The organism is Telluria sp. ZT3P26 (assembly GCF_059686035.1).
In genome coordinates, this window is the sequence record NZ_JCASII010000005.1 from 344879 (window position 1) to 365227 (window position 20349).

At 66.6% G+C, this 20349-nt stretch carries 22 protein-coding genes; 9 read left to right on the forward strand and 13 right to left on the reverse strand.

What is annotated here, in order from left to right:
• Nucleotides 1-16: 16 nt before the first annotated feature.
• Nucleotides 17-796, reverse strand: coding sequence for an inositol monophosphatase family protein (locus AC56LN_RS17990; protein WP_183553544.1), 780 nt, complete (start codon nt 794-796; stop codon nt 17-19).
• A gap of 182 nt (nt 797-978) precedes the next feature.
• Here AC56LN_RS17990 and AC56LN_RS17995 point away from each other — a divergent pair, with 182 nt between their 5' ends.
• The 5 genes from AC56LN_RS17995 to AC56LN_RS18015 all read left to right on the forward strand — a co-directional run bounded on the left by AC56LN_RS17995 (nt 979) and on the right by AC56LN_RS18015 (nt 5109).
• A complete protein-coding gene (locus AC56LN_RS17995) occupies nt 979-1758 on the forward strand; it encodes an RNA methyltransferase (RefSeq protein WP_499573782.1) in 780 nt (259 codons plus the stop codon).
• 94 nt (nt 1759-1852) lie between these two features.
• The gene (locus AC56LN_RS18000) at nt 1853-2815 is read left to right on the forward strand and encodes an alpha/beta hydrolase (protein ID WP_499573784.1); all 963 of its coding nucleotides are present in this window, start codon (nt 1853-1855) and stop codon (nt 2813-2815) included.
• 60 nt (nt 2816-2875) lie between these two features.
• Nucleotides 2876-3742 (forward strand): response regulator, encoded by an 867-nt coding sequence (locus tag AC56LN_RS18005; RefSeq protein WP_499573786.1) that lies wholly within the window; start codon nt 2876-2878, stop codon nt 3740-3742.
• 63 nt (nt 3743-3805) lie between these two features.
• Nucleotides 3806-4501, forward strand: a complete 696-nt coding sequence (locus tag AC56LN_RS18010) for a TetR/AcrR family transcriptional regulator (RefSeq protein WP_482898206.1) — start codon at nt 3806-3808, stop codon at nt 4499-4501.
• An 11-nt stretch (nt 4502-4512) separates the two neighbouring features.
• Nucleotides 4513-5109 (forward strand): LOG family protein, encoded by a 597-nt coding sequence (locus AC56LN_RS18015; protein WP_499573788.1) that lies wholly within the window; start codon nt 4513-4515, stop codon nt 5107-5109.
• Here AC56LN_RS18015 and AC56LN_RS18020 read toward each other — a convergent pair.
• The 7 genes from AC56LN_RS18020 to AC56LN_RS18050 all read right to left on the reverse strand — a co-directional run bounded on the left by AC56LN_RS18020 (nt 5106) and on the right by AC56LN_RS18050 (nt 13059).
• Nucleotides 5106-6221 carry a diguanylate cyclase domain-containing protein gene (locus AC56LN_RS18020; RefSeq protein WP_499573790.1) on the reverse strand — a complete coding sequence of 372 codons (1116 nt, stop codon included), beginning with the start codon at nt 6219-6221 and terminating at the stop codon, nt 5106-5108. The genes AC56LN_RS18015 and AC56LN_RS18020 overlap by 4 nt on opposite strands.
• Nucleotides 6202-8955: a bifunctional diguanylate cyclase/phosphodiesterase gene (locus AC56LN_RS18025; RefSeq protein WP_499573968.1), complete on the reverse strand. Its 2754-nt coding sequence runs from the start codon at nt 8953-8955 to the stop codon at nt 6202-6204. Before AC56LN_RS18025 ends, AC56LN_RS18020 begins: the two co-directional genes overlap by 20 nt.
• 13 nt (nt 8956-8968) lie before the next feature.
• Nucleotides 8969-9409, reverse strand: coding sequence for a phosphate ABC transporter substrate-binding protein (locus AC56LN_RS18030; RefSeq protein ID WP_499573791.1), 441 nt, complete (start codon nt 9407-9409; stop codon nt 8969-8971).
• 5 nt (nt 9410-9414) lie between these two features.
• Nucleotides 9415-10569, reverse strand: a complete 1155-nt coding sequence (locus AC56LN_RS18035) for a hypothetical protein (protein WP_499573793.1) — start codon at nt 10567-10569, stop codon at nt 9415-9417.
• 286 nt (nt 10570-10855) lie between these two features.
• Nucleotides 10856-11389 carry a YgjP-like metallopeptidase domain-containing protein gene (locus tag AC56LN_RS18040; protein WP_499573794.1) on the reverse strand — a complete coding sequence of 178 codons (534 nt, stop codon included), beginning with the start codon at nt 11387-11389 and terminating at the stop codon, nt 10856-10858.
• 147 nt (nt 11390-11536) lie between these two features.
• Nucleotides 11537-11875: a KGG domain-containing protein gene (locus tag AC56LN_RS18045; protein ID WP_499573796.1), complete on the reverse strand. Its 339-nt coding sequence runs from the start codon at nt 11873-11875 to the stop codon at nt 11537-11539.
• Nucleotides 11876-12027: 152 nt separating this feature from the next.
• Entirely contained in the window at nt 12028-13059 is a 1032-nt protein-coding gene (locus AC56LN_RS18050) for an NADP-dependent oxidoreductase (RefSeq protein ID WP_499573797.1), read from the reverse strand.
• Nucleotides 13060-13187: 128 nt separating this feature from the next.
• Here AC56LN_RS18050 and AC56LN_RS18055 point away from each other — a divergent pair, with 128 nt between their 5' ends.
• Both AC56LN_RS18055 and AC56LN_RS18060 read left to right on the forward strand, forming a co-directional pair.
• Nucleotides 13188-13730: a YaeQ family protein gene (locus AC56LN_RS18055; RefSeq protein ID WP_482898214.1), complete on the forward strand. Its 543-nt coding sequence runs from the start codon at nt 13188-13190 to the stop codon at nt 13728-13730.
• Nucleotides 13731-13770: 40 nt separating this feature from the next.
• A complete protein-coding gene (locus AC56LN_RS18060) occupies nt 13771-14259 on the forward strand; it encodes a copper chaperone PCu(A)C (RefSeq protein ID WP_482898215.1) in 489 nt (162 codons plus the stop codon).
• A gap of 43 nt (nt 14260-14302) precedes the next feature.
• Here the strand turns inward: AC56LN_RS18060 and AC56LN_RS18065 are convergent, their stop codons facing one another.
• Entirely contained in the window at nt 14303-15076 is a 774-nt protein-coding gene (locus AC56LN_RS18065) for a head GIN domain-containing protein (protein WP_499573799.1), read from the reverse strand.
• 195 nt (nt 15077-15271) lie between these two features.
• Here AC56LN_RS18065 and AC56LN_RS18070 point away from each other — a divergent pair, with 195 nt between their 5' ends.
• Both AC56LN_RS18070 and AC56LN_RS18075 read left to right on the forward strand, forming a co-directional pair.
• Nucleotides 15272-15754 carry a DMT family transporter gene (locus tag AC56LN_RS18070; RefSeq protein ID WP_499573801.1) on the forward strand — a complete coding sequence of 161 codons (483 nt, stop codon included), beginning with the start codon at nt 15272-15274 and terminating at the stop codon, nt 15752-15754.
• A 72-nt stretch (nt 15755-15826) separates the two neighbouring features.
• Entirely contained in the window at nt 15827-16948 is a 1122-nt protein-coding gene (locus AC56LN_RS18075) for a type IV pilus twitching motility protein PilT (protein WP_499573802.1), read from the forward strand.
• A 12-nt stretch (nt 16949-16960) separates the two neighbouring features.
• On the opposite strand, the gene AC56LN_RS18080 is transcribed toward AC56LN_RS18075, so the two are convergent.
• The 4 genes from AC56LN_RS18080 to AC56LN_RS18095 all read right to left on the reverse strand — a co-directional run bounded on the left by AC56LN_RS18080 (nt 16961) and on the right by AC56LN_RS18095 (nt 20205).
• Nucleotides 16961-18235: a cytochrome c gene (locus AC56LN_RS18080; RefSeq protein ID WP_499573969.1), complete on the reverse strand. Its 1275-nt coding sequence runs from the start codon at nt 18233-18235 to the stop codon at nt 16961-16963.
• The gene (locus AC56LN_RS18085; protein ID WP_499573804.1) at nt 18235-18945 is read right to left on the reverse strand and encodes a c-type cytochrome; all 711 of its coding nucleotides are present in this window, start codon (nt 18943-18945) and stop codon (nt 18235-18237) included. Before AC56LN_RS18085 ends, AC56LN_RS18080 begins: the two co-directional genes overlap by 1 nt.
• Before the next feature lie 73 nt (nt 18946-19018).
• Entirely contained in the window at nt 19019-19630 is a 612-nt protein-coding gene (locus AC56LN_RS18090; protein WP_499573805.1) for a 3'-5' exonuclease, read from the reverse strand.
• A 38-nt stretch (nt 19631-19668) separates the two neighbouring features.
• Complete coding sequence (locus tag AC56LN_RS18095; protein WP_482898222.1) at nt 19669-20205, reverse strand: ProQ/FINO family protein; 537 nt, start codon at nt 20203-20205, stop codon at nt 19669-19671.
• Nucleotides 20206-20349 lie beyond the last annotated feature (144 nt).

A 20349-nucleotide genomic window follows, 5' to 3' on the forward strand; every position in this document is an offset into this window, starting at 1 on the left:
TGTTACAACGTGTATTTTACGCGAAAGGCGACAACAGCGGGACAAGCGCGCCGAAAACCTTCGGACCGGCGGCGATCACGTCGCCCTTGTTCAGGTAATCGGATTCGCCGCTGAACTCGCCGACGATGCCGCCTGCCTCGGTCACCAGGAGGGCGCCGGCAGCGATGTCCCAGATCTTGAGGTTCTTTTCAAAGAAGCCGTCGATGCGGCCGGCGGCCACGTTGGCCAGTTCCAGCGCTGCCGAACCGCCGCTGCGCACGCCATGGCTGCGCGAGGCGACCACTTCGTACATGCGCAGGTATTCGGCCAGTGCGCGTGGATCCGGACCGTGGCCCGACGACAGCAGCGCGCGGCCGATGCGCTCGGTGCTGCGCACGCGGATACGCTTGTCGTTCAGGTAGGCGCCGCCGCCCTTGGTGGCGGTGAACAGGTCGTTGCGGACCGGGTCGTAGACCAGGCCGTTCGTGATCACGCCGCGCTGCTTGAGCGCGATCGAGATGCAGTAGTTGGGGTAGCCGTGCAGGAAGTTGGTGGTGCCATCGATCGGGTCGATGATCCACACGTTTTCACTCTCGTCGTTCAGATTGGCTGATGCACCGCTTTCTTCGGCCAGGATGGCATGGCCCGGATACGCCTTGAGCAGCGTTTCAACGATTTCATGCTCCGCCGCCTGGTCGACGTCGGTGACGAAATCGTTATGTTGCTTTTCTGAAACGACGATGCGGTCGATATCGAAGGACGCACGGTTGATGACGGTGGCGGCGCGGCGGGCGGCCTTGATGGCCGTGTTGAGCATTGGGTGCATGGAGGCTTTTTCCGTAAGAACGCGAACGCCCACTCACGCACCGATGGGGCGCCGTGAACGATCAGCTATTGAAGAGTGATTAAAGAGCAGGGCGGCGCCGGAACCCGTTACAATCCGGGGCTTCCCCCCGCTACCGTAAAACCGTCCGCACCACGCGATGGTCGCTATTGTAAATGAACCCGACCCAAACCGACACTTCTTCTTTCAGCCCGCTGCCGCTGTTCGGCCGTTTGCGTTTTGTCCTCGTCGAAACGAGCCGCGCCGGCAACATCGGCTCGGTCGCGCGCGCGATGAAAACGATGGGCTTTACCGATCTGGTGCTGGTGACGCCGAAATGCGCCGACTTCGTCAATGACCCGGAAGCCGTCGCCTTTGCCAGCGGCGCAGGCGACGTACTGAACAACGCACGGGTCGTGCCCGATATCGGCGCGGCGCTCGACGGCTGCAATTTCGCCGCCGCCGTGTCGGCGCGCCTGCGCGAATTTTCGCCCCCGGTCTGGACTCCGCGCGCGTTCGCCGAGCACGCCGGCGCCGCGCCCGACCTGCGCGCCGCCATCGTGTTCGGCAACGAGCGCGTCGGGCTGCCGAACGACATCGTCGAGCGCTGCAATGTCTTGATCAACATCCCGGCCAATCCCGATTATTCGTCGCTGAACCTGTCGCAGGCGGCCCAGGTGCTGGCCTACGAAGCGCGCATGGCCTCCGTGAGCGGTGCACCCGATACGCGTGGCGTCGGCTTCCAGGGCGACGCCGCCAGCGTGACGCAGATCGACGGCATGTACGCGCACCTCGAACAGGCCCTGGTTGCCATTGGCTTTCTGAACGCCGACAACCCGAAAAAGCTCATGCCGCGCATCAAGCGCATGTTCGCGCGCGGTGGCCTGGAACTCGAAGAAGTCAACATCCTGCGCGGCATCGCCCGCGCGATCCTGAAGGACGCGCCACCCCGTTGATGCGCCCGCGGCAGCAAGCCTATACTCGCATCATGGCCACCCCCTGCACCGATCCCGCCCCACGCCGCGCCAGCGTCTCTATGAGGCGGCCGGCATGAGTTCGCGCCAGCTGCTACGCCTGGTCCTGCTCGTGCAGCTGCTGGTCGCCTGCGCGATCGTTGCCGGCGCCGTCCGGGCCGGCGCGGCGCCGTGGCAAGCCGTTGCCATCGGCGTGGCTAGCGTGGTGCTGGTGCGCCTGGCGATCAATGCCAACAACTTCGTGATGAGTCGGCGCGTTGCCAGTCCCACGCCGCCCGAATACCAGATCGGCGTGCTGGCCGCGGTGCGGATGTTCGGCGAAGAGTTCGGGGCCAGCATGCTGTCCAGTTCCTGGCACATGCCGCGCGCGCGGCCGCGCACACGCATCCATCGCGGCTGCACGACGCCGCCCGTCCTGCTGCTGCATGGTTACGGTTGCAACGCTGGTTATTGGGCGTACCTGACGCCGCGGCTCGATGCGGCCGGCATCAGTCACGCCACGCTCGACCTTGAACCGCTCACCGGCGACATCGACGGCTTTGCCGCTGCGATCGAAGCGGGCGCAACACGGCTGCGCCGCGAGGCCGGCGCGCAGCAGGTCATTGTTGTCGGTCACAGCATGGGCGGCCTGGCCGCGCGTGCCTGGCTGCGCCGCCATGGCAGCGCGCAGGCGGCGGGCGTGATCACGCTCGGCACACCACACCACGGCACATGCCTGGCGGCGTTCGGGATCGGCATCAACGCCATGCAGATGCGGCGCACGGGCGTCGATGGCCCCGCCTGCACATGGTTGTGCGACCTGGAAGCGCACGAAGACGCCGCCACGCGCGCGCGCATCACGTCGATCTACACGCACCACGACAATATCGTCGCGCCCCAGACGTCATCGCATCTGGCGGGCGCGCGCAACATCGAACTGGGCGGCGTCGGCCACGTCGCGCTGGGTCGTAACCGGCGCGTGCTGGCGCTCGTCATGGACGAGATCGCACGCCTTCAGGCAGCCTGTCCGGCAACCCCGGTTTTGCACGGCGCGGCGTGAATCCACCCCGCGCCCGAGCGTGGTACAGTGATGTCAATAACGCATCCTTCGGAGTATCCAGTGGCGCGCATCCTGATCATCGAAGATAACCCGGCCAACATCGAACTGATGTCGTTTCTGCTCAGCGCCTATGGCCACGCGCCATTGAGCGCAGCCGATGGCCCCCGCGGCGTGGCCGCTGCGCGCAGCGAGCGCCCCGACCTGATCGCCTGTGACGTGAACCTCCCGGGCATGGACGGGTTTGCCGTCCTGGCCGAACTGAAGGGTGACCCGGCGCTGGCCGGTGTGCCCATCCTGGCCGTCACCGCGCTGGCGATGACGGGTGACCGTGAAAAAGTCCTGGCCGCTGGCTTCGATGGCTACATCAGCAAGCCGATCGAACCCGAAAGCTTCGTGGCCGAACTCGAGGCGTTCCTGACCACCGCACCAGCGTCCGCACCGGCAGCGGCGGCGGTGCCCGCTGTGGCGCCTTCGGTCACGGCCACCGTGGCCGCTGCCGCCCCCGCTGCCGCGCCGGAAGCCGGCGCGCGCACGCTGCTGCTGGTCGACGACGACCGCTTCATGCTCGGCGTGCTCAACGACATGCTGATCGGCCAGCCGTACCGCGTGCTCAGCGCCTGCTCGGGCGAAGAAGCGCTCGACGTGCTGTCGCACGAACCGGTCGAAGTGATCCTGTGCGACCAGGCCATGCCCGGCATGCGCGGCACCGAGGTGCTGGCCGAGGCAGCGGCGCGTTATCCGAACACGGTGCGCCTGATGCTGTCGGGCCAGCCAGACCTGACCGACATCGAAGCAGCCATCAGGAGCGGGGTGGCCGATGGCCATTACATCAAGCCGCTCGGCGCGCGGGCGCTGCGCGAGCAGCTCGACGAAGCGTTCCGCCTGCAGCGCACGCGCGGCATGGGGGTCAGTCAGGCCAGCCGGTAGATTGCTCGATAGAACGACCGTTCGATGATATCCTTGCGGGAACAAACACGAACAGCGGCCTACATGCAACAAAAAGCACCGCGCCGGACCCGTGAACGCATCCTCGAGCTCTCGCTCAGGCTGTTCAACGAGTTCGGCGAGCCCAACATCACGACCACCGTCATTGCCGAGGAGATGAATATCTCCCCAGGCAATCTGTACTACCATTTCCGCAACAAGGACGATATCGTCAACTCGATCTTCGTCCAGTTCGAGGCGGAGATCGAGCGCATCCTGACGGTGCCGGCCGGGCGCCGCTCGAACATGGAAGACGTGTGGCTGTACCTGCACCATATGTTCAAGCTGATCTGGCGCTACCGCTTCTTCTACCGTGACCTGAACGACCTGCTGTCGCGCAACCGCAAGCTCGAACTGCATTTCAAGGCGATCCACGCGCACAAGATCAAGGTCGCGCGCCAGCTGTGCGAAGACTTGCGCAGCGAAGGCTCGCTCGACGCGTCGGACCAGCAGATCGGCGCCATGGCCACCAATATGGTGGTGGTGGCGACCTACTGGCTCTCGTTCGAATACGTGCGCAATCCCCGCAAATACAGCGAGCAGCAGGCGATTGCCGATGCGCTCGCGCGCGGCTGCTACCAGGTGCTTTCGATGATCGGCCCCTACCTGAATGGCGAGACGCGCGTGCTGTTCGAGAAGCTGTCCGACGATTACCTGAAAAAGCTGTCGGCCGATGCCCGGCCCGGCGCTGATTTCCTCTGAAAATGCCTACGATGAAAACCATAGCTGTCTACTGCGGCGCCGCGCACGGCGTCAACCCTGTCCACGCCGATGCGGCGCGCCTGCTGGCACGCGCGATGGTCGACCACAACATCAGCCTCGTCTATGGCGGCGGCAAGGTCGGCCTGATGGGCGTGATCGCCGACGAAGTGCTGCGCCTGGGCGGCGAAGCCACCGGCGTCATTCCGCGCGCCCTGGTCGAGCGCGAAGTCGGTCATGCCGGCCTCACGCGCCTGTTCGTCGTCAAGGACATGCACGAGCGCAAGGCGATGATGGCCGACCTGTCCGAGGGCTTCATCGCGATGCCCGGCGGGATGGGCACGCTGGAAGAACTGTTCGAAATGGTGACCTGGGCCCAGCTGGGCATCCACGCCAAACCGATCGGCCTGCTGAATGTGAACGGTTTCTATGACGGCCTGCGCGCGTTCGTGGGCCACCAGGTGGCCGAAGGCTTCGTGCGGCCCGAGCACGAAAGCCTGATGATCGCCGACAGCGATCCCGACCAGCTGATCCAGCGCCTGCGCGCCGCAGCGCCGCTGGAGCTGGCATCGGGCCTGTCGGCGGCCGCCGCCGACGAGTTGAAAGGCTAGGCCGCCTCGATCCGGTCGCGTCCCGCCGCCTTGGCGCGGTACAGCGCCTTGTCCGCGCGGCTGATCGCCTCCAGGAACGGTTCGCCATCGCGGCGTTCCGCGAGGCCAGCCGAAAAGCTGATCCGCCGCGCCGGATCCATGCCGTCGATCTGCAGCGCATGCACGCGCGTGACGATGCGCTCGAGCACCTGGTGCGCCGCCTGCGCCGTGGCATCGGGCAGCAGCAGCAAAAATTCTTCCCCGCCCCAGCGCGCCAGCGTGTCGTGCTCACGCAGCGCGCCGTGCGCGGCGCCGGCGAATCCGCGTAGCACGGCGTCGCCCACCGCGTGGCCATACTGGTCGTTGACCTGCTTGAACAGGTCGAGGTCGAGCAGCGCGACGCAGCTGGTCGTCGCCGCCGAACGCCGTTCTTCGGCGCCCAGCACCTCGTTCATGTGGCGGCGGTTCGCCAGCGACGTCAGTTCGTCGACCGTGGCCAGCAGGCGGATGGTTTCCAGCGCTGCCAGCAATTCCTGGCGGCTGGCCTTCATGCGCCGGCGCAGCTTGGTCATTTCGCTGGCCAGCAGCGTGGTTGCCAGCAAGGCGGCAGCCAGGTAGCCGAAGCTCATCGCCTCGACGGCGGGCGGATGGCCCACCGGATCGGTGGCCTGCAGATACCACATGATGCCGGCCATGCCGGCCAGTGCGGCGCCGGCCAGCAGCAAGGCGCGGCGCGGGTGCATGGCGAACGTGCAGAAAGCGATAGCCACCACCAGCATGCTCAGCAGCGAGGCGCGCAGCGGACCGGCGATCGCATAGCCCGCGATGGTGCAGCCGATCGCGAACAGGGACTGCAGCGCGGCGAGCATGTCGGGCGCGATCTGCAGTCGCGTGCTGAAGCGGATCAGGGCATAGAACGCGAGCGTGCCGCACGCGGCGATGATGCTCAGCACCAGCGCGGGGCCGCGCGGCGTGTAGCCGGCGCTGACCTGCGCCGCCAGCAGCCCCATGGTGGCCACGTACAGCATGGCGGTGGCAAACCAGTAGTTGCGCATGCGGCGCAGCATCAGCGTGTCCTGGGACGGCGCAGTGACCGTGCCGGTGCTGGTCGTGTTATTTGCCGCAGGGGTCATGCGCGTCTCCGGCGCCACCCGCGAGCAGGCGCGCAATGTCGCCGGCCGGGAGCGGGCGGCTGAACAGGTAACCTTGCATTTCGTCGCAGTCGTTGGCGCGCAGGAAGTCGCGCTGCTGCTCGGTCTCGACGCCTTCGGCGATCACGCGCAGATCGAGCTTGTGTCCCAACGAGATCACGGCCATGGCGATCGCCTGGTCGTCGGGCGAGTCGGCCAGGTCGGCGACGAATGACTTGTCGATCTTGAGACGGCTGATCGGGAACGACTTGAGCGCCGACAGGCTCGAATAGCCGGTGCCGAAATCGTCGATCGACAGCGCCACGCCCATCGCCTCGAGCTCTCGCATCTTGTCGACCGAGCGGCCCAGGTCGCGCATGATCAGGCTTTCGGTCACTTCGACTTCGAGGCCGTCGGCCGGCAGGCCACTGGCGCGCAGCGCCTCGGCGACGCGTTCGACCAGACGCTTGTCTTCGAACTGGCGCGCCGAGACATTGACCGACACGCTGACCGGGGGCAGGCCATCGGTGCGCCATTGCTGGGCCTGGGCGCAGGCGGTGCGCAGCACCCAGTCGCCGATGGCCACGATCAGGCCACTTTCTTCGGCCAGACCGATGAAGCGCAGCGGCGAGACCAGGCCCTGCTCGGGATGGTGCCAGCGAATCAGCGCCTCGACGCCGAACAGGCAGTTCGTGCGCAGGTCGACCTTGGGCTGGTACAGCAGCTGGAACTGGCACGGGCCCGGGTAGTCTTCGGCGCAGGTGTCGATCGCCGCGCGCAGGCCTTCGAGCAGCACGAGTTTCTCGTCGACGCTCTCGTTCATCTCGCTGACGTAGTACTGCACGTTATTGCTGCCCAGTTCCTTGGCGCGGTACATGGCCACGTCGGCATGCATCATCAGCGCATTCGCGCTGGCGCCGTCGCGCGGGTAGAACGTGACGCCGACGCTGCAGCTGACCTGGACTTCCTGGCCCTCGACCAGCACCGGTTCGGTGACGGCTTCGCGCACCCGCTCGAGCAGCGGTGCAATGGCCATCGGGTCGCCCGCCAGCTCAGGCAGCAGGATCACGAATTCGTCGCCGCCGAAGCGCGCCAGCGTGTCGTCGCGCCGCAGGCACCGGTGCATGCGCGCGCCGACCACCTTGAGCAGTTCGTCGCCGGCGTTATGGCCCAGCGTGTCGTTGACCAGCTTGAAGCCATCGAGGTCGATGAACGCCAGGCCCACCGCGTGGCCCGCCCCGGCGGCGGTGACGATCGCCTGGCCCAGGCGTTCGCGCAGCAGGCTGCGGTTGGGCAGGCCGGTCAGGTCATCGTGGTGGGCCAGGTGACGGATGCGCTGTTCGCCCATCTTGCGCTCGGTGATGTCGCGCACGATCACCACCACGCCGCCTTCGACGGCCACGGCCTGGCGGTGCAGCCAGACTCCGGGCTGGGGCAGGGTCTGCGCCTGCCATTCGGTTTCGCGTGCAATGCCGTCGCGCGCCACGGCTGACAGGTCGTCGAAGACGGATTGACTGATCGATGGCGGCAGAAGGCCCGAAATCGGCTTGGCGGCCATCTGGTGCTTGGTCAGGCTGGTGAAGCGCTCGGCGCGGCTGTTGGTGGTGGCAACGACAAAATCGCGGACCTCGCCGCGCGGACCGAATACGGTGCGCAGCACGAAGAAGGCGTCGGGGCTGGCTTCGGACGCGGCGGCGTAGGTTTCCTGCGCCAGCCGTTCGCGCCGGCGCGCCTTGGCGAGCTGCCATGACCACGCGCTGACCAGGATCACGACGGCGATCAGCAGCGCGCTGGCGGCGCCGGCACCCAATAGCCAGGCGCGCCGGTCCTGGTAGAACTCGGCCATCTGCTCGGCCTCGGACAGGCCGGCCACGGCGACCAGCGGAAAACTGTTCATCGGCCGGCTGGCAACGGTGCGGGCCTCGTCCGCCAGTACCGGGGCGCCGTGCGCGCTCGTGCCGGCCGCCACGCCGCCGCTTGCGCCTGGCGTGAAGCGCTGGCCCCACGAGACCGTGTCGCCGATGCGCAGCGCGCGCAGCATGCCATCGGTGCCCGCCATGCCGAGCAGGCCGCGATCACCCTGGCGCGAGCGTTCGTAACCGCTGGTGAAATAGGCCGGGTCGAGCGCCACGACCGCCACGCCGGCAAAGCGTCCGGCGCCATCGCTGATACGGCGTGAAAAGTGGACGATCGGTTCGTGCGACGACTCGCTCAGATTCGTCAGGCTGACGAACGGCACGTCGTCGCGGGTGTGGCGATGAAATTCGAACCACGCGGTGCCGGCCAGGTTGCGACCCGTCGAGGCCGGATTGCTGGCGACGATGCGCCCGCTGGCGTCGCTGATCTCGACCCGGAACACGAGTCCGGGCGGCAGCAGGCCCTTGGCTTCGAGCGCGGGCAGCGCGCCGGTCGGGCCATTCTGCTCGACCGCGTACTTCAGCACGCGCAGGGTCTGGTCGATCGCGCTCAGGCTGCGCGCCAGTTGCGCTTCATAGGTGTCGAGCAGTTCCTGGGTGGCGTCGCGTTCGGCCGCGACGGCGGTGCGGCGCTCGGCGTCGATCACGTGCAGCGTGCCGAACCACATCGCGCCCAGCAGCGCCAGCGCAAACAGCGGCAGCGAGATATGCGTCTCGAGCGCCAGGCCAAGCCAGCGCGCCAGCCGGCCGCGCGTGCGCGGTGCGCCCGCTGACGGCTCGTCGCCGGCAGCCAGCGTCGGTCCGGTGGGGCGCGCGAGCATGTTCACGGCGGACTCACTGCAGCACCAGCACCGGGCGCACCGACGGGTCGAGCGCGGCGCGCTCGATGTAGCCGATCATCGACGGATTGTCGGCCACCATGCGACGCACGGCAGCATCGCTCGCGGCTTCGCGCGGCGGCTGGCCGCGGCCCGTAAACACCATCTTCGACCAGTGCGCCTTGAGCAGCGCCGGGCTCTTGCCGGTGAGCTGGCGATAGAACAGGTCGCGCTGCGCGGCGCCCAGTCCCTGGTCGATGGCAACGGCGGCCGCGCCGTCGGGGAAGCGGCCGGTCTGGCCGAGGAAGATGGCGCTGACCTGCTCGGCGTTGAGCACCGGGTTCGCGTTGCGGCTGGAGACGATGACGACCAGTTCGGCCGACGCGCTCGTGGCGACGAGGCACAGCGTGCACAGGGCCAGCATCTGGCGGGAGTAAGTACCGAGGCGTGTTTTCATCGGCGTCAAAAGACAAAGTCCAGCGCAATGCTGGTCACGTTGGTCGTGCGATCCGAGCGAAACGCAGGCGTGGAATTGATCAGGGTGCCGCGCGAGCCGCCGCGCGGGCGCACGCTTTCGAACTGCAGCTTGAGGGCGATATCGGCAGCAACGTCCCAGCGCACGCCGGTGCTCCAGGTGGTCTGGATCGGAATCGTTGCCAGCAGGGTATTGAGCGCACCGTTGATCTGGGCGGCGCCGGCAGCAAATGGCGCTGGCAGGCCTTCCAGGGACAGGCCCGGGTCGGACGTCGCCACGTCGGCGCGGATCTGCGCGTAGCCGACGTATGGCGTGAATGCGCCCTGGCGCCAGCCGGCGCCGACATACACCGAGGTCCCGCCACCGAGCAGGGAGTCGGTACGGGTGCGACCCGTTTCGGCGGTCACGAACCAGGCGCCAGGATCGTAGCTGGCGCCGGCGCTGATCATCGACACGCGTTTGTCGACGATGGCGTAGCGCTCGGCCAGCATCTGGCCGCGGGGGCCGAACATGCGCAGCCCTGCGAACAGGTCGGCGGCGATGTCGGTGTTCAGGCGCGCGCGCGCTGCCGACAGGCGCACGGTCAGGGGGCCGTAGTCGATGCTGTGCGACAGGCCCAGGATGTTGTTGGCGTCGATCTGCAGGCCGTAGCCCAGATCCTGGTCGGTACTGCCGGAAAACACCTGGGTTGCGTGGCGTACGGCGCCCGCATTCCAGCGCCAGGTCGCGTCGACCCCGTCGCTGCTCGAAATCGGCAATGCGCCGTAGACTTCGACCGGCGTGCGGACCCAGGGAATGGTGTAGCCGACCTTGCGCGATTCGGCGCCGAGAAAGACGGGCAGGGCGATGCGCCCGACGCGCACGGCGACATCGGGCGTGATCTGGTACTTGATGTTGGCCCATTCGATCCGCGGCTGGTAGCTGTGGTCGAGACGCTGTTCGCTGATGACCTGCAGCACGCCCGACCAGGCACCCTGGCTGACGTCGAGCTGCGCGCCGAGGCGGCTGTCGACGTTCGGGCTCCAGGCACCGGACACGCCGGCGCCGCTGGCGCGCAGGATGGACGAGCTGAAATCGGCCTCGCGGCTGTTCGAATGGACGACGCCAAGCGTGCCGAAGCCGGACAGCTTCCACGTGGGCACGACAGCCGCGTCGGTCGCTGCGTCGGTTACCTGCGCCTGAACATGGAGCGGCGTGCAGGCGAGCACACAACTAGCGAATGCGGCAGGCAATAGCGTGCCGGGAAAAGAGTGCAAAAGCATGTGATGAGATGTTGGCGCCAAGGGCCTGCACGGTGTCGGGTGACGCCGCGCCAGAACCTGAGGACTCTAGCGAAGGGCGCGTTCAAAGTCGAGCGGAGCACGACAACACAGACAAATGGCAAAGATTTTTGTTGCGCATGTGCAACGTTGGTTGCACATGGTAGCATCAACGCGACAGCGCTGCTGGCTCGACGTCCCACAAGCGTGCGCCGGCCAGATCGAGCCAGGTCAGGTACAGGCGGACGTCGAACTCCAGCTGGTGATAGGCCGGTTCCATCCAGCAGCACAGCTTGTAGAACGCCTTGTCGTGTTCTTTTTCTTTCAGGTGCGCCAGTTCGTGGACGGCGATCATGCGCAGGAACGGCAGCGGGGCATCGCGAAACAGGCTGGCGATGCGGATCTCGTGCTTGGCCTTGAGGCGTGCACCCTGCACGCGCGAGATGGCCGTGTGCAGGCCGAGCGCATGCTGGACTACCTGGATCTTGCTGTCGAAGGCCACTTTTGACACCGGTGCGGCCTGGCGCAGGTACTCGTCCTTCAGGTCCTGTACATAGTCGTACAGGGCGCGGTCGGTACGGATGCCGTGCGGCGCCGGATAGCGCTGGCGCAACGTGTCGCCAAGACGGTTCTGCGCGATCAGGCCGCTGACCTGCGTGCGCAGTTGCTCGGGATAGGCGGTCAGGTATTTCAGCGTTTGCATAAGGCCGGCAATGTACCACAGGGGGTGGCGCCGTGCCGAATGGTGGGCAAGGTTGTGGAGTGGCGCTCGTGAACGCGCGCATGCCGGGACGGGCATGCAAGGGCACCGCGTCGTTTCCCGCACTGGCGGGAAACGACGCCGACAACGCTAATTGTCTTTACCCTGGCGATTGCCTTTGTCGGCCAGCGCCGCGGCTGCCGCGCGCTGCGCCGACTGCCGGCTTTCGCCGCCCTTGCGGCCGATGTCGGCCATGTGGGCGCGGTTACGGCTGACGGCTTCGCCGCCTTTCTGGCCGGCGCGGCGCGCTTCTTCGGAATCGAATTCGTGCGCCGTGCCTTTCTGGTGCGCCGCCTGACCGCCCTTGCTGGCGATTTCGCGCTGCTGGTTCTGGTCCATCGCTGCGAAACCGCGCTTTGCCGGTTGCCCGGTCTTATGGGCACTGCCGGTATTCGTACCCTTGCTGCCATTCTCCTTGCTGGTCGCCATGTCGATCTCCTTCTGCCCTGGGGCTGTCAGTGATGGAAGTCGTGCCCGATGCCACGAGAGCACACAGGTTGCGCTCTCGTGTTTAGAGAAACGTGGTGAGCGTTAGTTCCACCGTTTTCACGCCAGGGCAGGCAAAGGCAGCGAGGATGTGCTTACGCGTCGGCCACCTTCAGGACCAGCTTGCCCAGGTTGCGGCCCTCGAACAGCATCAGGAGCGCCTGCGGGAATTGTTCGAAGCCGTCCACCACGTGTTCGTGGCTGGCGATCTCGCCTGCGGCCAGCCACGCGCCCAGTTCGGCCACTGCCTCGTGGTAGCGCGGGGCGTAGTCGAACACCACCATGCCTTCCATCCGCGCGCGGTTCACCAGGAGCGCCAGGTAGTTGGCCGGCCCCTTGACGGGCGCGGTGACGTTGTACTGCGAGATCGCCCCGCAGATCACGATGCGGGCCTTCAGGTTGATGCGCGTAAGGACAGCATCGAGGATGTCGCCGCCGACATTGTCGAAATAGACGTCCACGCCCTGCGGGCAATGCTGCTTGAGCGCGGCGTGCAGGCCGCCCGCCTTGTAGTCGATGCAGGCATCAAAACCCAGTTGCTCGACGACGAAGCGGCATTTCTCTGCGCCGCCGGCAATGCCCACCACGCGGCAGCCCATGCGTTTGGCGACCTGGCCCACGGTCATCCCGACAGCGCCGGCCGCGCCCGAGACCACGACCGTGTCGCCGGCCTTGGCCTGGCCGACCTCGCGCAGGCCGAAGTACGCCGTCATCCCCGGCATGCCGAGCAGGTTCAGCCACGCGGTGAGGTTACCGATACGGGGATCGATTTTGACGAAGCCGGCGTTCTTGTCATCGGCGGGGCCGGACCAGTAGCGCTGCACGCCGGTGCCGCCGGCGACATGGTCGCCCACCGCAAAGCGGGGCGAGCGCGACGCCACCACGATGCCCAGGCCGCCGGCGCGCATGACTTCGCCGATGGCGACCGGGCGGATATACGATTTGCCTTCGTTCATCCAGCCACGCATGGCCGGGTCGAGCGACAGGTACAGCACCTTGACCACGACCTCGCCCTCGCCAGGGGCCGGCACGGCCTGTTCGTGCAATTGCCAGTCGTGGGCCTGCGGCAGCCCGACGGGGCGGGCAGCGAGCAGGAATTGCTGATTGGATGGAAAGGTCTCGGTCATGCGGGTCTCCCTGGCTGGTTGGATGATCTGTGCCAGGAAGTCTACCCCGCGGCGGCTCCCGGCGCGCGCTGCGCATGCGACAATAGCGGGTTACCCCACCGATCAATCCCGTTCAAAGCACCGCACCAATGGCTATCAAAGCGACCATCTACAAGGCCGACCTGTCGATTGCAGACATGGACCGCAACTATTACCACGAACACAGCCTGACGATCGCCCGGCATCCGTCCGAGACCGACGAACGCGTGATGATCCGCGTGCTGGCTTACGCGCTGCACGCCGACCCGGCGCTGGCGTTCACGAAAGACCTGTTCGACGTCGACGAGCCGGCGCTGTGGCTCAAGGACCTGACCGGCGCCATCGACCTGTGGATCGAAGTGGGCCAGCCCGATGAAAAGCGCCTGCTGAAAGCGGCCGGCCGCGCCGAGAAAGTGATCGTCTACAGCTATAGCGCAACGAGCAGCATCTGGTTCAAGGGCATCGCCAACAAGATCGAGCGCGCCAAGAACGTCAGCGTGATCAACATCCCGGCCGATATCAGCGCCCAGCTCGAGAAAATGGCGTCGCGCTCAATGGCGCTGCAGTGCACGATCCAGGATGGCCAGGTGTGGCTGACCGACGGCACTGACACCGTGCTGGTCGAGCGTGAAGCCTTGCGCGGCACCGTGTAACATTGTATTTTTCACTGACCTCAACTTGCCAAGGATTGCCATGACCCGTCACCTGATCGCCGCGCTTGCCGCGGGCCTGTTTTCCGTCTCCGCGCTGGCCCAGGTCACCGTGACCGAACCCTGGGTGCGCGCCACCGTGCCGGCCCAGAAAAGCACGGGCGCCTTCATGCAGCTGCAATCGGCGACGCCGGCGCGGCTGCTCGAAGTGCGTACGCCGGTGGCCGGCCGCGCCGAGATCCACGAGATGGCGATGGAAGGCCAGGTGATGCGCATGCGCCAGCTGAAGAGCCTGGATCTGCCCGCCGGCAAGCCGGTCGTGCTGGCCTCGGGTGGTTACCACGTGATGCTGCTGGACCTGAAGCGCCAGCTGAAAGAAGGCGAGAACGTCGAACTGACCCTGGTGGTGCAGGACGCCGCCGCCAAGCGCCAGGAAGTGAAAGTGACGCTGCCGGTCATGCCGCTGACGCACAGCGGCAAGCCGGCAGCGCAGGATGCGCACGGTGCGCATGCTGGCCACGCCGGCCACTGAGCGCCACTGAGCGCCACTGAGCGCCACCGGCGAGTTCACCGCATCAGCGCGGCGCGTTCCCGATGCGCCGCACTTCTCCCGAGCCCGCCACGCTGCGGCTCACTGTCGGGTCACCGTAATAGCCCACGTCGCCCGACCCGGCGATCTTTGCGCGCAGGTCATTCTTTGCCCACACCGTCACGTCGCCGGATCCGGCGATGCTGACGCGCGCCGTATCGGTGGCGACCTTGCCCATGTCGACACTCCCCGAGCCACCAATGGAAGCGGACAGGTCACGTACGGTCCCGCCATCGGCGCGCAGGTCGCCGCTGCCGGCCACCTTCGCTGCAACCGTCTCGGCGTCCAGCCGCGCGATCCGGATCTTGCCCGAGCCGCCGACGTCCACGTCCAGGCGCTTGCCGCGCAGGACGTCCGCATCGATGGTGCCCGAGCCGCCCAGCGACAGGCGCTCGATCTGGCGCGCCGTCACGACGATCTTCAGATTGCGCGTGCGCAGGTCGAGGTTGCGCTTGACGGGACGGATGCGCAGCATGCCGTCTTCCACGCGCGTTTCGACCAGGGCTTGCAGGTTGTCATCGGTCTCGACCGTGACACTGTCGACGCTGCCACTACGCAGTTCCAGCCGGCCCGGCAGGCCCAGCGCAATGCCATTGAACGAATCGACCTTGCGCGCCTGGCGCGTGACGCTGCCGCTGCCTTCGACCTGTTCGCCGCCGAATGGCCAGGCCATGGCCGTCGGGGGCGCCATGGTGCAGGCGAGGGCAGCGGCGAGCATCAGGGCGCGCAGGGCAGGGGTTGAGCAGACATTACGCGACATGGTGGGGCTCCTTGAACGTCGTTGGGAATGCTCACATCCTCTCAAGGCGCGATCCTGCTGCCGAGTGGTTTGCGACAGACTGCACGCAGCGTGGTGTGAAATGCAAGACGCGCGCTGTGGCAGGGGCACGCATGACACTGACGCCATCGCCCAAGATGCACTAAACTAGTGCGCTTTTTGCAACGGAGTAGTGCGATGAACGTGATTTTATTGGCGATGGCCTTCTGTGTGGGCATGGCCATGTCGGTGCAGGCGGCGGTCAACAGCCAGCTGGCCCATTCGATCGGGGCCAATTCGGTGATGGCGGCGCTCGTGTCGTTCAGCTGCGGCACGGCGGTGTTGCTGGCGGTGGCGCTGGCCAAGGGCGGCGTGGGCGGTCTGGGCGCGACACTGGCGGCCTTGCCGTCGCAGCCAGCCTGGAAGTTCCTGGGCGGCTTTCTGGGTGCGGCGTTCGTGTTCGGCACCGTGTTCCTGGCGCCGCGCATTGGCCTCCTCAGCTTGATCGTGCTGGTGATTGCCGGTCAGCTGCTCAGCTCGATGGCGATCGACCATTTTGGCCTGATCAATATGGCAACGCGCAAGGTGTCCGGCGTGCGCATTTTTGGTGCACTGGTGGTGGTGGCCGGGGTGACGATCACCGTGTTCGGCGAGCGCATTGTTGCAAGCATGTCACGCTGAAGATTTTTTTCTTTTCTGCAATATTCAGGTTCTATAATGGTCGACACTTGATCTTTTACCAGCATCGGCCAGATGGAACATCACCAGTCCTCGCAGATCCCCACCCTGTCGTATATCGAGAACGAAGACCATCCGGTGTTCGAAACGCTGGTCCAGCAGATCCTGCATCTGCTGAACTCGAAACTGGTGTTCTCGGACATCATCATCCACCAGAACAGCCCGTTGATGCTGCGCCAGCCGAAGGGCCTGGTGGCGGTGACCGACTCGCCGATCACGAAGGAAGAGCTGGAAGAGTTCTTCGACGTGATCGAACCGAACTGGCCCCAGCGCATCGCCTCGCGCGCCTTTGACCGTTCGATCGACCTGCACACGGCGCGCATCCGCGCCAACTGCTTCCGCTTCCAGGGCGGCAAGCGGATCGGTTGCGTGATCCGGCGCTTCCCGAAAGAGCCGATCCCGCTGGCCGACCTGGGCCTGTGGGACGACGAGCGCGAATTCGCGCGCCTGACCAGCGGCCTGGTCCTGATCATCGGTGACACCTGCCAGGGCAAGTCGACGACGATCGCGTCGATCCTCGACGAGATCAACCGGCACCGCTCGGGCCACATCATCACCATCGAAGACCCGGTCGAAACGCTGATTCCGCAGCGCCGCTGCATCATCACGCAGCGCGAAGTGGGCGAGGATGGGGACGTCGACAGCTACTACCTGGGCGCGCTGGACGCGCTGCGTGAGCGGCCGGACGTGATCGTCATCGGCGAGATCCGTGACGCCCAGACGGCGCAGGAAGCGCTGGCGCTGGCTGAATCCGGCCCGCTGGTGCTGGCGTCGCTGCATGCGCGCTCGACCGAGCTTGGCCTGCAAAAGATGCTGCGCCTGCTGGGCAACACGGATGCCCAGGCACAAGCGCTGGCCCACGCGCTGCGCGGCGTGCTGTGCCAGGCGCTGCTGCCATCGGTGGAGGGCAACCGCTACCACCTCGCCACCGAATGCCTGACCCCGAGTCCGGCCGTCGTGCGCATGCTCGAAGCAGGGGACCTGGGCAGCATCCGCGCGCACATGAATCGCGGGATCGATGCCGGTTGCCACACGATGAATGCATCGCTCGAAGGCTTGCTGGCGTCGCACAAAGTGCGCGTCGAGGATGCGCGCAATGCCACCACCGATCGCGTGGCGTTTGCCGATATGGTGTGAGTCGCCCGTGACTCAGTCGAGCGACACGGCGCGGTAGCGGTTCACCTCGGTCGCCGTCACCGGCGCGCCTGCATTGCCCCAGCTGGCACGGATCCAGGTCAGTACCGCCGCCACTTCCGCATCATCCAGTTCATGTCCGAACGGCGGCATCCCGTACGGCCGCGGATTGCCGCGCGTGCCGGGCGGGAAGCCCCCGTTGACGGTCATCCGGATCGCGTTCACGGCCGGCGTCAGCGTCACGGCGCGGTTGCCGGCCAGCGGCGGGTAGGCCGGCATTCTTCCCTTGCCATCGTCGCCATGACACGCCGCGCACTGCGCCGCGTAGATCCGGCCACCTTCGGCCAGCACCTGTTCAGCTGCTGGCGCTGCCGCCGATACAGGCTGCGCACCCGCGGACGTGGCCGCCAGCGACTTCAGATAGCCCGCCATCGCGCCCAGATCGTCCGGCGTCAGGTACTGCAGGCTGCGCGCCACCACTTCGGCCATCGGGCCGGTCGCCGCGCCGCGTGGCGAGATGCCAGTGCCCAGCAAGGCCACGATATGCGCGTCGCTCCAGTCACCCAGGCCGGCCTCGCGGTTGGCAGTCAGCGATGGCGCGTACCAGCCGAGGGTCGGGATCATGCCGCCGGCCAGCGCGCCATCCGCCGCGCCCAGGCTGTTGCGGGTGCTGTGGCAGGCGCTGCAATGACCCAGGCCTTCGACCAGGTAGGCGCCCCGGTTCCAGCTGGCGCTGCGCGCCGGCTGCGGCGTGTATTCGGCGGGCCGGAAGTACAGCAGGCGCCAGCCGGCCAGCAACGCCTGCTGGTCGTACGGGAAGCGGATCGCATGCGGCCGGTTTGCCTGGCGCTGTGGCGGCAGGCTGCGAAAATAGGCATACAGCGCATCCGCATCGGCGCGCGTGACCTTCGTGTAGTTCGTGTACGGGAAGGCCGGATACAGCAGGCGGCCATTTGGTGCGATGCCATTGTGCAGCGCGTTCCAGAAGTCGTCGGCGCTCCACGCACCGATGCCGGTGTCGCGGTCGGGCGTCAGGTTCGGGCCGTAAAAGCGCCCGAACGGCGTATCGAGCGCGCGCCCGCCGGCATACGCCACGCCGCCACGCGCCGTGTGGCAGGCGATGCAGTCGCCGGCCCGCGCCAGATAGGCGCCGCGCGCGATGTTGGCCGGCGTGGCCGCCCAGGCGGCGGGCGAGCTGGCCGGCACGAAGACGGCGCGTGGCCACGCCAGCAGGATCGCGAGGCCAATGGCGGCCACCGCCGCGAGAAGAACGATGCGAATGGTCTTCATCATGGCGCGCTGCCACAGGGGATCGGCAGCGGCCTGGCGACGGCATCGGCTGGCCGTGGATCGGACGGCATTGGCTGCGCCGCCAGCCAGCCCGAGACGGCGGCGACATCGTCGGGCGACAGGCGCGCGGCCACCTGGCCCATGCAATCGGGCGCATGGGCGCGCCGTACGCCGTTGCGCCAGGCGCCGAACTGCGCGTTGACGTAATCGCGTGGCAGGCCAAGCAGGCCCGGGATCGCGGGCTGCACGCCCGTCAGGCGCGCGCCATGGCAGGCGATGCAGGCGGGGATGGCGCGTCCCCGGTCACCCTCGTGCACGAGCTGGCGACCCCGTTCGCGCTGCGCGGGCGACAGGTTCATGGGCGTGGGCGGCAGCACGGTCGGCGCCTGCGCGGCAAAGTGTGCGGCAATCTCGCGCAGGTAGGCATCGGGCAGGTGTTCGGTGAGGTAGGTCATCACCGGGTAGTGGCGCCGGCCATCCTGGAAGTTGCGCAGCTGGTGGTACAGGTAGCCGGCCGGCTTGCCGCCGATGCGCGGATAGAAGCTGTCGTTGACGGGATTGCCGCGCGCATCGGTGCGCGCGTGGCAGGTGGCGCAGGCGAGCAGGCGCTGGGTGAGGGTGTCGGGGACGGGCTGTGGCACGGCATTGGCCACGGACGTTACGGCACAAAAAAGCGCAGCAGCGGGCCAACGGAAGCAGCGAGACATCATGGATTCACCGGCAGCTTGGACGCTGACGATGATAGCGCGAATATGGAACGCCGCGTTGAACGCCGCGCTGGTTTCAGACCGCCGGCGTTTCCGCTTTCCAGCGCCGGTAGATCCGCAGCGCCGCGTGCGCGTCGTCCGCCGCGTACTGCAACTGCTTGTCGGACAGGTGCGGCAGCGACCAGTTGGTGGTCGTGATGCGCTTGGATTTCTGCAGGCGCTGGCCGAAGAAACGCTCCACGGCGCTCTTCGCACCAAGGGGATTCTTTTCGCCGCGCCGGCGCAGCGCCGTCGACAGGTCGAGCACGTGGCGCAGCTCGATGCCGAACTTGGACTTCAGCCGCTTGACGTCGTCGCCCAGGCCAAAACCCACCTTGAGGATGCTGCTGGAAGCGAGCACGGGTTCCAGCACGGTGAAGGCGAGGGCGTTGCCAGCCGGCGTGGCGGTCTGGAACAGGAAGGCGAAATCATCAGTTGCCAGCTGCACCAGGTGCGGGCCGGTCGAGACTTCGCCCTTGGCAAAGGTGGGTTTGGATTCGGTGTCGAAGCCGATGACGTCGGCTGCGAGCAGGGCTGCGAGCGCCTGCTGCGCGTCGGACTCGGAACGCACCAGCCGCACATGGGCCGGATCGATGCCGATGTAGGCGGGCAGCTCAGGTTGCAGGTCGGCTCGCGAGCCGGCTTGCATGCCATCTGCTGCCGCGTCCTTCAAGGCGTCGCCCGGATTCAAGTCTTCGAGAACTTGGACGCCAGCGCCTGCAGTTTTTCCTGGCGCTTGCGGTTGTTTTCTTCTTCGAGGGCGGCGTCGCGCTCGGCCTTCTTGCGGTCGGCTTCTTTCTTGAAGCGCTGCTGCAATTGCTCTTTCGCGTGCAGGCGGTGCGCCTCGGGCACTTCGGCGCCGGCGGTGCCGTCGAGGTCAAAGCGGACCTTGGCTTTTTCCATCGCGCGCAGGTAGCGCATCGAGCCGGTGTGGATGCCGAGGGCGGCGCGCATCGTTTTCTTGTCCAGGCCCGGCATGCGTGCCTGCAGCTGCTTGTCGATACCGATCGACAGCGGCAGGCAGTCACGGAAGGCGGGATACTCCTGCTGGAGTTGCTTGAGCAGCGAGCGCGCCGACTGGCCTGATGCCGGGGCCGCAGCAGGGGCCGCAGCCGGGGCTGCTGGCGCTGCCGGCTCGGCTGGCGACTGCGTTGGCTGCTGTGCATCCGGGGTGGCCGGCGCGGCGGTGGTGTCGACGGACTCTGCAGGGGTATTGGTATTCATTGACTTCATGGTAAGAACAGGATTGCGAAGGATAGCACGACGCTAAAAGCCGCATTGTACTAGTTCCACTAATAAATGTTGAGAAAGACGCACTGGAATGAAGCATTGAAACGCGAAATCGTGTATGATCCGCCTCTTGCCTTG

Excerpts from the sequence above, each read along its gene's own strand:
- AC56LN_RS18095 (WP_482898222.1), bottom strand. The coding sequence starts at position 20,205 with ATGAATACCAATACCCCTGCAGAGTCCGTCGACACCACCGCCGCGCCG.
- AC56LN_RS18010 (WP_482898206.1), top strand. The coding sequence starts at position 3,806 with ATGCAACAAAAAGCACCGCGCCGGACCCGTGAACGCATCCTCGAGCTC.
- AC56LN_RS18025 (WP_499573968.1), bottom strand. The coding sequence starts at position 8,955 with ATGCTCGCGCGCCCCACCGGACCGACGCTGGCTGCCGGCGACGAGCCG.
- AC56LN_RS18090 (WP_499573805.1), bottom strand. The coding sequence starts at position 19,630 with ATGCAAGCCGGCTCGCGAGCCGACCTGCAACCTGAGCTGCCCGCCTAC.
- AC56LN_RS18045 (WP_499573796.1), bottom strand. The coding sequence starts at position 11,875 with ATGGCGACCAGCAAGGAGAATGGCAGCAAGGGTACGAATACCGGCAGT.
- AC56LN_RS18000 (WP_499573784.1), top strand. The coding sequence starts at position 1,853 with ATGAGTTCGCGCCAGCTGCTACGCCTGGTCCTGCTCGTGCAGCTGCTG.
- AC56LN_RS18085 (WP_499573804.1), bottom strand. The coding sequence starts at position 18,945 with ATGATGTCTCGCTGCTTCCGTTGGCCCGCTGCTGCGCTTTTTTGTGCC.
- AC56LN_RS18015 (WP_499573788.1), top strand. The coding sequence starts at position 4,513 with ATGAAAACCATAGCTGTCTACTGCGGCGCCGCGCACGGCGTCAACCCT.
- AC56LN_RS18020 (WP_499573790.1), bottom strand. The coding sequence starts at position 6,221 with ATGACCCCTGCGGCAAATAACACGACCAGCACCGGCACGGTCACTGCG.
- AC56LN_RS18050 (WP_499573797.1), bottom strand. The coding sequence starts at position 13,059 with ATGACCGAGACCTTTCCATCCAATCAGCAATTCCTGCTCGCTGCCCGC.
- AC56LN_RS18060 (WP_482898215.1), top strand. The coding sequence starts at position 13,771 with ATGACCCGTCACCTGATCGCCGCGCTTGCCGCGGGCCTGTTTTCCGTC.
- AC56LN_RS18075 (WP_499573802.1), top strand. The coding sequence starts at position 15,827 with ATGGAACATCACCAGTCCTCGCAGATCCCCACCCTGTCGTATATCGAG.
- AC56LN_RS18080 (WP_499573969.1), bottom strand. The coding sequence starts at position 18,235 with ATGAAGACCATTCGCATCGTTCTTCTCGCGGCGGTGGCCGCCATTGGC.
- AC56LN_RS18070 (WP_499573801.1), top strand. The coding sequence starts at position 15,272 with ATGAACGTGATTTTATTGGCGATGGCCTTCTGTGTGGGCATGGCCATG.
- AC56LN_RS18055 (WP_482898214.1), top strand. The coding sequence starts at position 13,188 with ATGGCTATCAAAGCGACCATCTACAAGGCCGACCTGTCGATTGCAGAC.
- AC56LN_RS18030 (WP_499573791.1), bottom strand. The coding sequence starts at position 9,409 with ATGAAAACACGCCTCGGTACTTACTCCCGCCAGATGCTGGCCCTGTGC.
- AC56LN_RS17990 (WP_183553544.1), bottom strand. The coding sequence starts at position 796 with ATGCTCAACACGGCCATCAAGGCCGCCCGCCGCGCCGCCACCGTCATC.
- AC56LN_RS18065 (WP_499573799.1), bottom strand. The coding sequence starts at position 15,076 with ATGTCGCGTAATGTCTGCTCAACCCCTGCCCTGCGCGCCCTGATGCTC.
- AC56LN_RS17995 (WP_499573782.1), top strand. The coding sequence starts at position 979 with ATGAACCCGACCCAAACCGACACTTCTTCTTTCAGCCCGCTGCCGCTG.
- AC56LN_RS18040 (WP_499573794.1), bottom strand. The coding sequence starts at position 11,389 with ATGCAAACGCTGAAATACCTGACCGCCTATCCCGAGCAACTGCGCACG.